The following is a 12,989-nucleotide window of genomic DNA, read 5'->3' as shown; positions in this document are numbered from 1 at the left end:
CGGCGACCAGGTCGTGGGCGCGTCGTGGGCGGGTCGTGCGAGAGGCGTGCGAGTGGACGGGGCGCGGAAAAGACGGGGCTCGTGTCCGGGGCTCCGGCTAGGGTCGCGGCGTGACCGTGACCATCCTGACCGGGCCGCCCGGCGCGGGGAAGACCACCGTGGCCGCGCTGCTCGGCGCCGCGTCGGAACGCCCCACCGTGACCCTCACCACCGACACGTTCTACCGGTCGATCACCGTGGGTTTCGTGCCGCCGTACCTCACCGGGTCGCAGCACCAGAACGAGGTCGTCGCCGAGGTGATCGTCGCGGCCGCGAGCGCCTACGCCCGGGGCGGCTACGACGTCGTGCTCGACGGCGTCGTCGGCCCGTGGTTCCTGCCCCCGTTCCGGGCGGCGGCCGCGCGCGAGGGCTGGGACCTCGCGTACGTCGTCCTGCGCCCCGGCCTCGACGCCACGCTCGCGCGGGCCACCGGCCGCGCCGACGCCGAGCTGCGCGACCCGGCCGCCGTGCGCAGCATGCACGCCGCGTTCGCCGACCTGGCCGACCTGGAGGGGCACGCCCGGGACACGAGCGCCGAGGAACCCGCCGAGACCGCCGCGGCCGTGCGCGCGGCGCTTGCCGGCGGCGCGTTCCGGCTGCCTGCGGCGGCCACCCTGCGAGCCGACGACACGCGGGTCGACCCGCCGCTGCGGGCCGACGAGGTCACCACGTTGCGCGCGTACCTCGACTACCACCGTGACACCCTGCGCCGGAAGACTGCCGGGCTCACGGCCGAGCAGCTGCGCACGCCGCTGCCGCCCAGCACGATGACGCTCGGCGGGCTGCTCAAGCACCTCGCGTACGTGGAGTCGAACTGGTTCGTCGAGGTGTACGACGGCGCGCCCGCCCTGCCCCCGTTCGACACCGCCGACTGGGCCGCCGACCGCGACTGGGAGTGGCACAGCGCCGCCGACGACGCCCCGGAGGACCTGCAGACGCTGTTCGACTCCGCCGTCGAGGCGGCCGACCGGTCGATCGACGCGGCGCTCGCGGACACGGAACCGCGCTCCGGGCTGGACGGCACGTCGGCCCGGGAGTCCCGGCGCCCCGGCGAGGGCGCGTTCAGCCTGCGATGGATCCTCGTGCATATGATCGAGGAGTACGCGCGGCACAACGGCCACGCCGACCTGCTGCGCGAGGCGGTGGACGGCTCGACCGGGGAGTGACCGGCGCGCCCGCGAGGTCAACCGGCGGCGCGCGCCCGGTCCCTGGCCTCGCGGCGGGGTCGCAGCAGGAACTGCTCGGTCGTGTACCCGACCACGACCGCGACGATGACGACCGGCGCCATCGCCGGCGCGCCCGACCCCAGCAGCATGACCACCAGCACCGTCGACGAGACGGGGAACGGCAGGGTCGCGGCCGTGGCCGCGCCCATGCCGGCCGCCAGGGCCGGGACCGCCCCGTACCCGGGCAGGTCGGCGGCGAGGACGCCGGCGGCGGCGCCCAGCAGGACGGCGGGGAAGATGGGGCCGCCGCGCAGGGTGCCGAGGGACACGGCGTAGGCGACGCCCTTGAGCAGGAGCAGGGCGACCAGGGCCCCGGCGCCCCACGCCGCGGGGTCGGCCGCGAGCGTCGGGAGCAGCGCCTGCCCGGAGAGCGCGACCTCCTCGGGCGACCGGCCGGTGGCCAGGGCGTAGGCCGACGCGCAGACCGCGACCACGAGCGCCCCGACGACCGCCCCCGAGAACGGCCGGGACGCCGCCCGGCGGGCGACCGCCTCGCCCAGCCGGTGCACGAGCCGGACCAGGACCGCGACGAGCACGGCCACCGGGAGGGTCCACAGCACGTCGCCGATGTCGGGCCGGGCCGGGGCGTCGACGTCGGGCAGCGCCAGCGAGGCGATCTCGAGGCCGGTCCACGTCCCCATGCCCGTGAACACGAGGGCACCGACCCCGGAGGCCGCCAGGCTCGGCAGCACGACGGCCGCGAGCCGCGCGCCGGTCACGCCGGTCATCGCCGAGGCCTCCACGACGAACACCGCCCCGACCACGGGGCTGCCGAAGATCGCCGACAGTGCCGCCGCGGAGCCCGCCACCGCGAGGACCTGGCGCGCCGGGTCGCCGAGCCGCGCGTCCCACGGCCGCACGAGGACCAGGGCCAGCGCGGCGCCGATCGCCAGCAACGGCGCCTCGGGGCCCAGCGCGACGCCGAGCGGGAGGCCGGCCAGCGCGGCGAGGAGGACGCCGGGGACGTGGGACGCGGGGACCGGGCCGAGGCTCAGCCCGTGCACCGGCAGATGGCCCCCGTGCCCGGGCAGCGAGCGCACCGCGACGCCGACCATGACGCCCGCCACCGCCAGCCACGGCAGCGGCCACCACCACGGCGGCCCCTCGAAGCCCCAGGCCTCCGGCAGCGTCTCCCAGACCAGGTGGGTCAGCTCGTGCAGGACCGCGAGGAACAGGAAGGCGGCCACCGACACCGGGATGCCGAGCAGCGCGCACACGCCGAGGAATCTCGCCCAGGGCCGGCGGGTGGTCGGGTCGTCGGCGACAGCGTCGGTCACGGCTCCTCTTCGGGGTGCACGGGTCGCGGGTGGCGGCGCTCGCTCAGCCGAGCAGCTTGGCCTTGGCGGCGGCGAACTCCGCGTCGGACAGGATGCCGGCGGCCTTGAGGTCGCCGAGCTGCTTCAGCTGCGCGATGAGGTCGTCCTCCGCCGGCGCCGCAGGCGCCGCCGCGACCTGCGCCTGCTGCTGGGCCTGCAGCTGGGCCTGCTGCTGGGCCTGCTGCTGGGCCCAGGCCTGCTCCTGCGCCTGCTGTGCCTGGTACTGCTGGGCCTCGTACTGCTGCTGCTCGCGCGAGGCGGCGCGGCGGTTCATCGCCCGGCTGGTCGCGTTCGCGGTCCCGGTGATCACGGCCGTGCGGGCCATCGTGCCGATCAGGCCGGGTCGGCCCATCCGTCGCATGGGGGGCATCTCAGTTCTCCTTCTCGATCTCGTCGGAGAGGGCGTCGATCGCCTCGGCCGGCACGCGCGTCCAGTCGAGCACCTGCCCGCCGGCTCCGCGCACGGCGGCTCCGAGGCCCCGCGCCCACGTGTGCTCGAACACGAGCATCCCGACCGCGGAGCCCGGGGCGAGCTCGTCCGCGATGTCCTCGACATCGTCCGCCGCGAGCAGCCCGGCGGGCTCGCCCACGATGCGGGCCAGCTCCTCGGCGCCGCTCTCCTCACTCGCCTCGAGCCACTCGACCGAGCCGTCCTCGCCCTTGCGCACGACCAGCGCGTCGAGCACGTCGATCGTGCCTGCGTCGACGAGACGCCCGAGCTCTGCGACGATCTCGCCCTTGAAGTCGCTCCGGGGAAACTCGATGAGCACGAGCTCTACGGGTCCTGTGGGTCGCATGTCCTGCCTCTCGGTCGAGCTGTCTGCGGAGGGCGGGTATGGCGGAGGCCGTCCGCCCCTGCCCGCCCTGCCGACACTCTGGCACCGCTGCGGACGGTCCGCATGCCGGGCGGCGCAACTCACCCGAGCGCTGTTCCGGGGGCGAAGTCGCAGGTCATCCGACACGATGAGCCGTGACCGCGGCGGCGACCGGAGACCCGGCGCCGGGACGGAGGGCGACGCGATGACACGGCGGGACGAGCGCGACCCGGACAACCCGGGCGGCGGCACGATGAGCCGGCGGGTCGAGCTCGCCGCCACCGTCCTGCTCGCCCTGGCGACCGTCGTCACGGCGTGGTCGGCGTTCCAGGCCACCAAGTGGTCGGGCGTGCAGGCCAACAGCTACGCCGCGGCCGGGGCAGCCCGGGCGGAGTCCACGCGCGCCTCGACCGAGGCCGGTCAGCTCACGGTGATGGACGTGACGGCGTTCGCGTCCTGGATCGACGCCGTCGCGGCCGAGACCCGCGCGGGCCGGGACTCCGGGCTCGCCGAGGACGGGACGTACGAGCCCGTGGACGGGACCGAGTCCGAGTTCCTGTACACGCGGTTCCGGCCCGAGATGGTGCCCGCGTTCGACGCCTGGCTCGCCACCGACCCGATCCACGACGACGACGCGCCGCGCACGCCGTTCCTCATGCCCGAGTACCGGCTCGAGGCGCAGGCGCGCGCCGACGCCGAGCTCGACCGCGCGGAGGACCTGTCGGCCACGGCGCGGCAGGCCAACCAGACGGGCGACAACTACGTGCTGACGTCGATCCTGTTCGCGTCGGTCGCCCTGTTCGCCGCCCTCAGCACCAAGCTGGCGCACCGCACCGCCCGGCGCGGGCTGCTCGGCGTCGCCGCGGTGCTGTTCGTCGTCTCCACCGTCGTGGTGCTGACGTTCCCGAAGGAACTGTAGCGGGGTACCGGCCGGTCAGGGCGCCGCCGCGCCGCAGGAGCCCCGGACGGTGAGCCGCGGCAGCAGGGCGACGTGCCGCGGCGACCCGTGAGCCCCCGGAACCTCGCCGCCCTCGTCCCCCACGATCCGCCCGACGAGCACGCGCAACGCCTCGCGGCCCAGCTCGCGGCGGGGCGGGGTGACCGTCGTGAGCGGGACGACGGCGAGCTCCGCGTTCTCGTCGTCGTACGCCACCACGGCGAGGTCCTCCGGCACGCGCAGGCCGCGGTCGAGCGCCGCCTCGACCAGGCGCGCGGCGTGGTCGTCCGTGTGCACGAGGACGGCGCGCGTGCCGGTGTCGCGGCACCGGTCGAGGAACGCGGACAGCTCGCGCTCGAGCCCGGCCGGGTCGCCCTCGCCCTTGGGCAGCGACACGTCCGGCCCCGGCTCGACGCCGAGCCGGGCGACCGCCGTCGCGAAGCCCTCCCGCACGTGCGGGGCGGTCGGCGTCCGGTCGTACACCGCCAGGCCGATCCGGCGGTGCCCGAGCCGCGCGAGGTGCTCGACCGCGAGCACCGCCCCGTGGGCGTGGTCCGACCGGACCTGGTCGAGCTCGCTCAGGGCGGTGAGCCCGTCGACGCGTCGCTCGACGACCACCACCGGCACGGGCACCGACCGCAGCCACGCCGCGAGCTCCTCCGGCGACCGGTCCCGGGTGGTGGGGGCGACGACGATCCCCTGCACGCCGAGGCCGACGAGCCGGTCCACCTGGGCGGCCTCCACCTCGGGCCGGTACTGCGAGACGCCGAGCACGAGACGCACGTGCAGGCTGGGCGCGAGCGCCTCCATGCCGCGCACGAGCGGCGGGAAGTGCACCGTGGAGCTCGGCACGACGACGCCGACCAGCACGCGAGCGGCCTGCGGCTCGCGGGCCGAGCGCACGGTCACGGCACCGCCGTGCACCCGCGCCAGCCGCCCCGCGCGGTCGAGCTCGACGATGTCGCGGCGGATGGTCACCTCGGCGACGCCGAGCGCGGCGGCCGCCTCCGCCGAGCGCACGCTCCCCCGCAGCTCCACCTCGCGCAGCAGGTACTCGTGCCGGGCCGTGGGCAGGTGCATGGGTGGTCCTCCGTCGTCGTCGAGCGGATCGGGTCGTCGTGGCAGAGCAGCACCGTAGCCGACGATGTCCGGGGATGATCGAAAATGTTCGGACCTTCCGCGACCGCCTTCCGCTGGGCGAGGATGCCGAGGTGACACCCGCCGCGACGACGCCCGCCCGCACCACGAGCACAGCCACGACGGGAAGGACGACGGGTGCCGCGACGTCCGACCCGCGTCTCGCGCCCGCGCGCCGCTGGACCCGCGAACGGTGGCTCGCGACCGCCGACGGGCTGCTCGAGGCCGTCCGCCCCTTCGCCTCGCCGGGCGGCGCGCTGATCACGCTGCCCGGGCCCGTCAGCGGGTCGGGCACCTGGAGCGACGGGCTCGAGGGGTACGCGCGGACGTTCCTGCTCGCGGCGTTCCGCCTGCGCGGCGAGGACGGTCGTGACCCGCGCGGGCTGCTCGAGCGGTACGCCGCCGGGCTGCGGCACGGCACCGACCCCGCCGGCGACGAGCGCTGGCCCCGGGTCGACGAGCGGCGGCAGGCCGTGGTGGAGGCGGCGTCGGTGGCGATCGGGCTGTCCGAGACGCGGCCCTGGCTGTGGGACCGGCTCGACGACGGCACCCGGCAGCGCACGGTCGACTGGCTGGCCGGCGTCGTCGGCACCCGCGGGTACACGAACAACTGGCTGTGGTTCCAGAACGTCATCGAGGCGTTCCTGGCGAGCGTCGGCGGCCCCTGGGAGCAGGCCGACCTGGACCACAACGCCGAGACCGCCGAGGCGCTGTACGTGGGCGACGGCTGGTACTCCGACGGCCGGGGCCGCGACGGACGGCGGCAGAACTTCGACCACTACGCGGGGTGGGCCTGGCACGTCTACCCGCTGCTGCACGCACGGATCCAGGGCCGCCCGCTCGACGCCGTGCACGCCGGGCGCCTGCGGGCCTACCTCGACCAGGCCCGGCACCTCGTCGGATCGCGCGGGGCGCCGATGCTGCAGGGCCGCTCGGTGACCTACCGGCACGCCGTGCTCGCCCCGTTCTGGGCGGGGGCGATCGCGGACGCGACGCCGCTGTCGCACGGCGCCACCCGCGCGCTCACCGCCGCGGTGGCCGGGCACTTCGACGCCGCCGGCGCCGTCGACGACCGCGGGCTGCTGCCGGTCGGCTGGCACGGCCCGTACGACCGCGTGCGCCAGCTCTACACCGGCGGGTCCTCGCCCTACTGGGCGAGCAAGGGCTTCCTCGGCCTGCTGCTCGGCGCCGACCACCCCGTCTGGACGGCGGCGCCCGAGCTGCCCGAGGCCTGGCAGGAGCCGCACGCCGTGGCGCTCCGGGCGCCCGGGTGGCTCGTGAGCGCCACGCCCGCCGACGGCGTCGTGCGCCTGCTCAACCACGGGTCCGACCGCGCGATCGAGCACGCGCTGGCGCCCCGCGGCGACGACCCGTTCTACCGGCGTCTCGCCTACTCCGGCGCGACGTCGCCGCAGCTGGGGGCGGCCGACGTCGCCGCCCCGCTCGACTCGCACACCGCGCTCCTCGACGCGCGGGGCGTGCCGTCCCACCGGGACGCCGTCGAGCGCGTGCACCTGGACGACGCCGTGGCCGTGTCCCGCTCCCGGGTCTGCTGGCTCGACGTCCCCGGCGGCGCGCCGGACGACGAGGGCCCGGCCGCCGCGCGGCCCGCCGTCGGACCGGGCGACGACGCCGGGTGGGCGGGCCTGCGCCTCGGCCCGGTGCTCACGACCGCGTCGGTGGTGCGCGGCCCGGACGAGGTCCGGCTGGCGTGGTGGACGCCCCCCGCGACGGCGGTGCCCGGCCGCGCGCCGGCGCCGGGCACCACGGCCGAGGACCTGGACCGGGACGCCGCGTGGCCCGTCGACCCCGGCCCCTGGCGGCTGCACGTGGGCGGCTGGCCGCTCGCCGCGCCGAAGGACGGGGCGCTGCACGTCGAACGGAGCGCCGACCGCTCGGGCACCCTGGTCCGGGTCGTCCGCGACGACGGCACGTCGTCGTCCGTGCGCGCCCTCCGCGTGACCGGCCAGGACGACGGCGCACCGGACGCCCTGCCGACCACCTCGCCGGACGTCGCGCTGGACATCGTCGGGGCGGCACGCCGGACCGGGTCGGACCCGTTCGGCGCGGCGTCGGCCGTGCCCTGGCTGCGCACGTCGGGGTCGGTCGACGCCGGCGAGGTGGTCGCCGCGCTCGTCGTGCTGACGGGCGAGGACGGCGCACGACGCCGACCGGTACCCGCGGTGCGGGTGCTGCCCGGCGCGGACGACGGCCCGCCCGTGGCCGTGGAGGTGCGATGGCCGGACGGCCGCGTCGACACCGTCCCGACGGGCGCACCCGCCGCGGCGGCCACGACGGGCACGACGGGCACGACGGGCACCGCCGGGGCGGCGTCGTGACGCGGCTGCGCGCCGCCTTCGCCGTGCGCCACCCTGACCTCGTCCCCGAGCTGTTCGACGACGCCGCGGTGGCCAGGCTGCGCAGCGTGGCCGACGTGGCCGAGGGCGTGCTCACCCCGGACGCGCTGGCCCGCGGCGGCGACCCGGGACAGGGGCCGGCCGGCGGTGCCCTCGCGGACGTCGACGTGCTCCTCACCGGCTGGGGCGCGCCCCGCCTCGACGACGCGCTGCTGCGGCGCGCGCCGCGACTGCGCGCCGTCGTGCACGCCGCCGGGTCGGTGAAGCCGCTCGTCACGCCCGCGCTCTGGGCGCGCGGCGTGCGGGTGTCCAGCGCCGCGGCCGCGAACGCGCGCCCGGTGGCCGAGTACACGCTGGCGACGGTGCTGCTGGCGGGCAAGCGCGTGCTCGAGGCCGCGGACGCCTTCGCGTCCCACCGCCGCTTCGACGGCTGGTCGCTGCCCGACCCGCTGGGCAACCACGGCCTGACGGTCGGCGTCGTCGGGGCCTCCCGGATCGGCCGGCAGGTGATGCGGCTGCTCGCGCCGTTCGACGTCGACGTGCTGCTGCACGACCCGTGGGTCGACGCCGACGCGGCGCGCGCCCTCGGCGCCACCGCCGTGTCGCTCGACGACCTCGCACGGGCGAGCGACGTCGTCACCGTGCACGCCCCCGACCTGCCGGAGACGTACCGGATGATCGGCGCGCCTCAGCTGGCCCTCATGCCGGACGCCGCGACCCTGGTGAACACGGCGCGGGGGCGCCTGGTCGACACCGCGGCGCTCACGCGGGAGGTGCTGTCGGGGCGGCTGCGCGCCGTCCTCGACGTCACCGACCCCGAGCCGCTGCCCGCCGACCATCCCCTGTGGGACGCCCCCGGGGCGCTGCTCACGCCGCACGTCGCGGGGTCGCTGGGCAACGAGCTGCGGCGGCTCGGCGACCTCGCCGTGGGCGAGGTGGAGCGCCTCGCAGCCGGTGCGCCGCTCGGGCACGAGGTGCTCCCGGAACAGCTCGGCACCACCGCCTGAGCGTCCCGCGTCGTCGCCGGTCCGGTTTTGCACGTTTCCCGACCGGATGCGCGGACTCCTCGCACGATGGGCACGTCCGCCGACGGACAACGCACCCACCGTCACGAAGGAGTGACCCACCGTGGTCGACGTCAGCCGCCGTACCGTCCTCACCTCCGCCCTCGCCGCCGGCGCGGTCGCCGCGCTCAGCGCGCGCACCGCGAGCGCCGCACCGGCCACGGCCGCGGTCCCGTCCGCCCCCGCCGGGCACGACCCGGTCGACGTGCGCTGGCTGGAGGGCGGCGCCCCCGCCGCCCTCGCCGGCGGCGCCACCTGGGGCGTGCCCTGGCCGCGCGGCGCCCTGGCCGGCGACCAGGCCTTCGCCCTGACGACCGCGGCCGGCGAGGCCGTGCCCGTGCAGACCTGGCCCACCGCCTGGTGGCCCGACGGGTCGCTGAAGTGGACCGCGCACGCCGTGAGCGAGTCCGCGCCGCGGGCCGAGTCGTACCGGCTCGCGCCGGGGGCCCCCGCGAAGGGCACCCACGCGATCACGGTGCGGGAGAACCCCGGCCGCGTCGTGGTCGACACGGGGGTCGTGCAGGTCGAGTTCGGCCGCCAGGGCGACAAGGTCGTCCGCGCGATCCGCCGCGACGGCGCGGTGATCGCCCAGGACGGGCGGCTCGTCGCGCAGCGGCAGGACTCCCCCGACACCGGCCGCGGCGCGAAGGTCGGGTCCGAGGCGTTCGCCGGGACGGTCGAGAAGGTCACCGTCGAGCAGTCCGGGCCGGTGCGCGCGGTCGTCAAGGTCGAGGGCAGGCATCGCAAGGGCCGCCGCGACTGGCTGCCGTTCGTGCTGCGCTTCGCGCTGTTCGCCGGCTCGGACGGGATCCGGCTCGTGCACACGTTCGTCTTCGACGGCGACGAGGACAAGGACTTCGTCACCGGGCTGGGCGTGCGGTTCACCGTCCCGATGCGGGGCGAGCTCTACGACCGGCACGTCCGCTTCGCCGGGCCCGACGGCGGCGTCCTCGCCGAGGCGGTGCGCGGCGTCACCGGGATGCGCCGCGACCCGGGCGAGGCGGTGCGTGCCGCTCAGGTCGAGGGCCGGGCCCTGCCGGACCCCGCCACCTGGGACCAGCGGGTCACCACCCGCCTGAAGTGGATCCCCGCGTGGGGCGACCACAGCCTGTCGCAGCTGACCGCGCACGGGTTCGAGATCCGCAAGCGCACGGGCTCCGGGCACTCGTGGATCAGGTCGGACGCCGGAGGCCGTGCGCCCGGCCTCGGCTACGTCGGCACGCCGGCGGGCGGTCTGGCGTTCGGGATGCGGAACTTCTGGCAGCTTCACCCCACGGAGCTGGAGATCACCGGCGCCGCCACCGACGAGGCCGACGCCACGGTGTGGATGTGGTCGCCGCGGGCCGAGGCGATGGACCTGCGCTTCTACCACGACGGCATGGGCCAGGACACCTACCCCGAGCAGCTCGACGCCCTCGAGATCACCTACGAGGACTACGAGCCCGGGTTCGGGACGCCCTACGGCGTCGCGCGCACCACCGAGCTGATGTTCTGGGCCCTGGCCGCCACGCCCACCGCCGCGCGGTTCGCCGAGCTCGCCGCGGCGACCGCCACCCCGCCCCTGCCCGCGAGCACACCGGCCCACAACCACTCCGCGGGCGTGTTCGGGTCCTGGTCCCCGGTCGATCGGTCCACCACCGCGAGGGCGACCATCGAGGACCGGCTGGACGCGATCCACCGCTACCACCTGGAGCAGGTCGACCAGCGCTCCTGGTACGGCTTCTGGGACTACGGCGACGTCATGCACTCCTACGACGGCGACCGGCACCAGTGGAGGTACGACGTCGGCGGCTACGCGTGGGACAACTCGGAGCTGTCGACGGACCTGTGGCTCTGGTACCACTACCTGCGCACCGGCGACGCCGCCGCGTTCCGGTTCGCCGAGGCCATGAGCCGGCACACCGGCGAGGTCGACCAGTACCACCTGGGCGAGTGGAAGGGCCTCGGCACCCGGCACGGAGTGCAGCACTGGGGCGACAGCGCCAAGCAGGTCCGCATCAGCAACGCGAACTACCGCCGGTTCGCCTACTTCCTCACGGGCGACGAGCGCTCCGGCGACCTGCTGCACGAACTCGTCGACTCCGACCGCACCTACCTGGTCCTCAACGCGGGCCGCAAGGTCGACGGGTCCACCGGCGAGTACGACCCGGACCCGACGGCGCTCCCGCTGAGCAAGACCACGGACTGGGGAGCCATCGCCGGGGCGTGGCTCACCGAGTGGGAGCGCGGCGGCGACCCGACCGCGAAGGAGCGCCTCCTGGCGAGCGCGCGGTCGATCGCGGCGCTGCCCAACGCGTGGGTCCAGGCCGGCTCCACCTACGACCTGGAGACCGCGACGTTCAGCTCCGGACCCGAGAAGGCGGTGGAGGTCGGCAGCCTCAGCTCCGTGTTCGGCCTGGTCGAGGTCATGACGGAGCTCCTCGACCTCGTCGACGAGCCGGAGGTCGAGGCCCGCTGGGTGGAGTTCTGCCGGCTCTACAACAGCTCGAAGGCCGAGCAGAAGGACGCGACCGGCTCGGACTGGGGAAGCCTCAACCTCAAGCAGTCGTACGCCCGCGCCACCGCGTACGCCGCCGTGCGCCTCGACGACGACGTGCTCGCGGCGCGCGCCTGGAAGGAGCTCGCGACGGGGCACGCCGGCTACCCGGACGACATGGACTGGGGCACGCACCGCGTGGAGCCGCCCGCCGTCCTGCGGGCGGTCGACGAGGCCGTCTTCTCGTCCAACGCGTCCGCGCAGTACGGGCTCGCGGCGATCCAGTGCCTCGCCCTCGTCGGGGAGAAGCTGTCGTGAGCGCCCGACGTCGCCCTGTCGGCCGTGTCACGACGGCCGCGCTCTGCGCGCTCGTCGCCGGCGCCGCACTCGGAGATCCGACCGCGCACGCCGCCGTCGGGCGACCCGGCCTAGCCGGTCCCCGCCCGGACGCGGCGCTGCTCGAGCGGTGCACCGGCACCGACCCGGTCGTGTGCACCTACCCCGACCTGTCGCCGGGCCACTACGACGTCACCGTCATGCTGGGCGACCGGCACGGCCCGGCCGGCACCGAGGTGCAGGCGGAGGCACGGCGCCTCATGGTCCCCGAGGTCCACACCGCCGACGGCGAGCTCGCCCGCCGCACGTTCACCGTCAACGTGCGCGACCCCGAGAGCCAGCAGAACCAGCCCGTCGGCGAGGGCACCGCCGGCCTCACGCTCACGTTCACCGGCGACGCGCCGCACGTCGCCGGGATCGGGATCCGGGCCGCCGACGCCCGCACCCCGCGCATCGCCCTGCTCGGCGACTCCACCGTCACCGACCAGGGCGGTGCGCCGTACACGGGTTGGGGCCAACGGCTGCCCGCGCACCTCCGGCTCGGGGTGAGCGTCATCAACCACTCCGGCTCCGGCGAGAGCACGGTCTCGGTGCTGGCCAAGCCGGAGATGTTCGACGCCCTGGTGCCGCAGCTGCGCCCCGGCGACCTCGCGCTCGTGCAGCTCGCGCACAACGACAAGACCACGACCGCCGAGCAGTACCGCGCCAACCTCACCGAGATCGTCACCCGGGTGCGGGCCACGGGGGCCACGCCCGTGCTCGTCACCCCGATCGTCCGGCTCCGGTTCGACGGCGACCAGCTGAGCTCCACCGGCCTCGTCGAGACCGCCGCCGGCAGCCTCCCCCAGCACGTTCGCGACATCGCCGCCGACCTCGACGTCGACCTCGTCGACCTCACCGCGCTGAGCGAGGAGCTGGTCGAGCGGCTCGGACCCGTCGACGCCCAGCCGATCTACCTGGTCCGGGAGAACGGCGACCGCACCCACACCTCGTGGTACGGAGCCGGCGTCTACGCCGACCTCGTGGCCGACGAGCTGCACCGGCTCGGCCTCGTGCCAGAGCGGTACTGGCGCTGAGCCCCGTGCCCCCGTGGCTCAGATCCGCCCGCGCACCGGCGTGGTCTCGGCGTCCGTGCCGCCCTCGGGCATCACCATCTCGGCGCGGACGCCGAGCAGCCGCACCTCGGGGGGGGGCTCCAGCCCCACCCCCAAGGAAAACAACCCCAAGGTCGCCCCCCCCAGAGAGAGCGTAGGTGGCCCGGGGTTCCCCCAGAACGGCCCCGTTCG

The 12,989-nt window shown here is 76.1% G+C and carries 10 protein-coding genes; 6 read left to right on the top strand and 4 right to left on the bottom strand.

Annotated elements, in window-relative coordinates; genetic code table 11:
* Window positions 1-110 precede the first annotated feature (110 nt).
* Window positions 111-1,205, top strand: a complete 1,095-nt coding sequence (locus tag ACFCZN_RS10480) for a DinB family protein (protein WP_430556736.1) — start codon at window positions 111-113, stop codon at window positions 1,203-1,205.
* Between the two features lie 17 nt (window positions 1,206-1,222).
* On the opposite strand, the gene ACFCZN_RS10475 is transcribed toward ACFCZN_RS10480, so the two are convergent.
* Genes ACFCZN_RS10475 through ACFCZN_RS10465 form a run of 3 tightly spaced genes read right to left on the bottom strand, consistent with a single transcriptional unit; the run spans window position 1,223 to window position 3,378 of the window.
* On the bottom strand, window positions 1,223-2,542 hold the full coding sequence (locus ACFCZN_RS10475) for a chloride channel protein (protein ID WP_430556735.1): 1,320 nt from the start codon (window positions 2,540-2,542) through the stop codon (window positions 1,223-1,225).
* Window positions 2,543-2,585: 43 nt separating this feature from the next.
* A complete protein-coding gene (locus ACFCZN_RS10470; protein WP_430556734.1) occupies window positions 2,586-2,951 on the bottom strand; it encodes an SHOCT domain-containing protein in 366 nt (121 codons plus the stop codon).
* A 1-nt stretch (window position 2,952) separates the two neighbouring features.
* Complete coding sequence (locus tag ACFCZN_RS10465; RefSeq protein ID WP_430556733.1) at window positions 2,953-3,378, bottom strand: DUF6325 family protein; 426 nt, start codon at window positions 3,376-3,378, stop codon at window positions 2,953-2,955.
* Between the two features lie 223 nt (window positions 3,379-3,601).
* Between ACFCZN_RS10465 and ACFCZN_RS10460 the strand changes: the two genes are divergently transcribed.
* On the top strand, window positions 3,602-4,315 hold the full coding sequence (locus ACFCZN_RS10460; protein ID WP_429763651.1) for a hypothetical protein: 714 nt from the start codon (window positions 3,602-3,604) through the stop codon (window positions 4,313-4,315).
* A gap of 15 nt (window positions 4,316-4,330) precedes the next feature.
* On the opposite strand, the gene ACFCZN_RS10455 is transcribed toward ACFCZN_RS10460, so the two are convergent.
* The gene (locus ACFCZN_RS10455) at window positions 4,331-5,413 is read right to left on the bottom strand and encodes a substrate-binding domain-containing protein (protein WP_430556732.1); all 1,083 of its coding nucleotides are present in this window, start codon (window positions 5,411-5,413) and stop codon (window positions 4,331-4,333) included.
* Between the two features lie 131 nt (window positions 5,414-5,544).
* Here ACFCZN_RS10455 and ACFCZN_RS10450 point away from each other — a divergent pair, with 131 nt between their 5' ends.
* The 4 genes from ACFCZN_RS10450 to ACFCZN_RS10435 all read left to right on the top strand — a co-directional run bounded on the left by ACFCZN_RS10450 (window position 5,545) and on the right by ACFCZN_RS10435 (window position 12,779).
* Window positions 5,545-7,809 (top strand): DUF2264 domain-containing protein, encoded by a 2,265-nt coding sequence (locus ACFCZN_RS10450; RefSeq protein ID WP_430556731.1) that lies wholly within the window; start codon window positions 5,545-5,547, stop codon window positions 7,807-7,809.
* Window positions 7,806-8,834, top strand: a complete 1,029-nt coding sequence (locus ACFCZN_RS10445; protein WP_430556730.1) for a hydroxyacid dehydrogenase — start codon at window positions 7,806-7,808, stop codon at window positions 8,832-8,834. The genes ACFCZN_RS10450 and ACFCZN_RS10445 overlap by 4 nt, the downstream gene beginning before the upstream one ends.
* A gap of 121 nt (window positions 8,835-8,955) precedes the next feature.
* Window positions 8,956-11,685, top strand: a complete 2,730-nt coding sequence (locus tag ACFCZN_RS10440) for a Tat pathway signal sequence domain protein (protein WP_430556729.1) — start codon at window positions 8,956-8,958, stop codon at window positions 11,683-11,685.
* Entirely contained in the window at window positions 11,682-12,779 is a 1,098-nt protein-coding gene (locus tag ACFCZN_RS10435; RefSeq protein WP_430556728.1) for a GDSL-type esterase/lipase family protein, read from the top strand. The genes ACFCZN_RS10440 and ACFCZN_RS10435 overlap by 4 nt, the downstream gene beginning before the upstream one ends.
* Window positions 12,780-12,989: the final 210 nt, after the last annotated feature.

It is taken from the genome of Isoptericola sp. NPDC056134 (genome assembly GCF_042264825.1).
In the GTDB taxonomy this organism is placed as follows: domain Bacteria; phylum Actinomycetota; class Actinomycetes; order Actinomycetales; family Cellulomonadaceae; genus Isoptericola; species Isoptericola nanjingensis.
Note: the sequence above shows the minus strand (reverse complement) of the source record. Positions and strands in the feature narration are given on the sequence as shown.

Excerpts from the sequence above, each read along its gene's own strand:
- ACFCZN_RS10470 (WP_430556734.1), bottom strand. The coding sequence starts at position 2,951 with ATGCCCCCCATGCGACGGATGGGCCGACCCGGCCTGATCGGCACGATG.
- ACFCZN_RS10465 (WP_430556733.1), bottom strand. The coding sequence starts at position 3,378 with ATGCGACCCACAGGACCCGTAGAGCTCGTGCTCATCGAGTTTCCCCGG.
- ACFCZN_RS10460 (WP_429763651.1), top strand. The coding sequence starts at position 3,602 with ATGACACGGCGGGACGAGCGCGACCCGGACAACCCGGGCGGCGGCACG.
- ACFCZN_RS10455 (WP_430556732.1), bottom strand. The coding sequence starts at position 5,413 with ATGCACCTGCCCACGGCCCGGCACGAGTACCTGCTGCGCGAGGTGGAG.